Source organism: Mesorhizobium sp. M2A.F.Ca.ET.039.01.1.1 (assembly GCF_003998035.1).
In the GTDB taxonomy this organism is placed as follows: Bacteria; Pseudomonadota; Alphaproteobacteria; order Rhizobiales; family Rhizobiaceae; genus Mesorhizobium.
Map to the genome: position 1 here is coordinate 1 of NZ_RZRY01001067.1, position 1,612 is coordinate 1,612.

At 64.1% G+C, this 1,612-nt stretch carries 1 pseudogene; it reads right to left on the reverse strand.

The annotated features are described in order from the left end of the window. Window positions 1-1,205 (reverse strand): annotated as a pseudogene (locus tag EOA24_RS37290) (methyl-accepting chemotaxis protein); the annotation flags it as partial. Between the last annotated feature and the right edge of the window lie 407 nt (window positions 1,206-1,612).

The window sequence follows — 1,612 nt, forward strand, 5'->3', positions numbered from 1 at the left end:
TCCTTCTCGTAGGCGACGAATTTGCTCAGCGCCTGCGCCTCGCTGCGCTTGTCGGCCAGCGTCTGGCTGCCGAGGCGATCCTCGGAAAACTCCTGCGCCAGGAGAAAATAAGCCGGCGCATAATCGGGGTTGGCCGCGATGAAGGCGTTGAGCTTGTCGAGCCGCTGCGCGTCGTCGAACTGCAACAGATGCACGAGCTTGATCGAGGGCGCCTTGGCTTTCTCCGTCAGCGTGCCGAACACTTCGCGGGCGCCGGCCTTGCCGTCCTGGACCCTGAGCAGCGTGGCAAAGCGCGTATAGGGGTCGATGGCGTCAACGTCGAAGCCGGCAAAGGCGAGATAGGAGCGGCGGGCGTTGAGCATGTCGCCTGCGAGCTCATAGACGCGGGCATTGTGGTAGAATTCGTCGGGACGCTTCGGATCGGCGATCGCGCCGCCCTGGGCCGAGAGCCGGGCGAAGCCCTTGGCGATCGTGTCGATCGAAGCGGCGATCTGCTCGGTCGTCGCCTGCAGCTTTTCCGCCTGCGCCTGCTGCTGTTGCTGGCCGGCGGCCAAGGTGTCGGTCGTCTGCTTGACCGCCTCGACAGTCTTCTGCGTCTCGGCGCCTTGCGCCGACTGCTGCTGTTGGGCGGAAGCGATCTGCTCAGTCTTCTGCGCCACCGTATCCGTGGTCTGCTTGACCGCCTCGACGGTCTTCTGCGTCTCGGCACCCTGCGCGGTCTGCTGTTGCTGGGTGGAAGCGATCTGCTCGGTGGTCTTGGCGACCGTGTCGGTCGACTTCATGACCTCCTCGACCGTTTTCTGCGTCTCGGTGACCGTCTGCTCGATCTTCGCCACCTTCTGCGAGACGATGCCCAGCGATTGCTGCAGCTCGGCGACGGCCGGCACAAGGTTGGCGATCACGCCGTTCTGCGAATTCGTTTCCTGCTGGATGCCGTAGACGCCGCCGGCGATCGCCGCCGCACTGGTGGCGAAGATCAGCGCCGGCATCGCCTTGGCGGCCAGCACCAGGCGCAGCACCATGGCGACGGCGATGATGATGGCCGCGACGGCCGCGACCAGGGCAATGTAGGCGGCAAAGGGCCCGAGCGGGTTGAGCACATCGCCGACTGCGCCGCTGATAAAGGCGAAGCTCGCCGCCCATTTGCCGGTGCGGCTGAGCGATGCCCTGAGCAACGAGGTCGTACCCGTGGCGATTTCCGACATGCCGATCCCCCCAAATCCAAGCCGCGACATACTAGCGGAAAGGAGGTGGGGATGGCAAAGCGGGGGTTGGCGGCATTGGAACGGCCGTTGCTACACCGATCGCTATCGCTAATGACAGAGGTTTGGCGCTGCCCCTCATCGCCCTGCCGGGCACTTCTCCCCGTATAGTGACGGGGAGAAGGGGCTGGCCGCGATGACGGCGCCCTTTCTGTAGCGCCGGCGATTTGCGAAATCGCTGGCGACAGCGTCCCTCTCCCCGTCACTATACGGGGAGAGGATGCCGGTGTCCGAACCGGATAGATAGGTAACAGAATGGACCGATTAGATGGGTGACAGTTTTCTTGCCAGCCGGGAGGACCGGCGATGGTTTGGCGAGAGACTGGCATCATGGATGAGCGGCTTCGTTT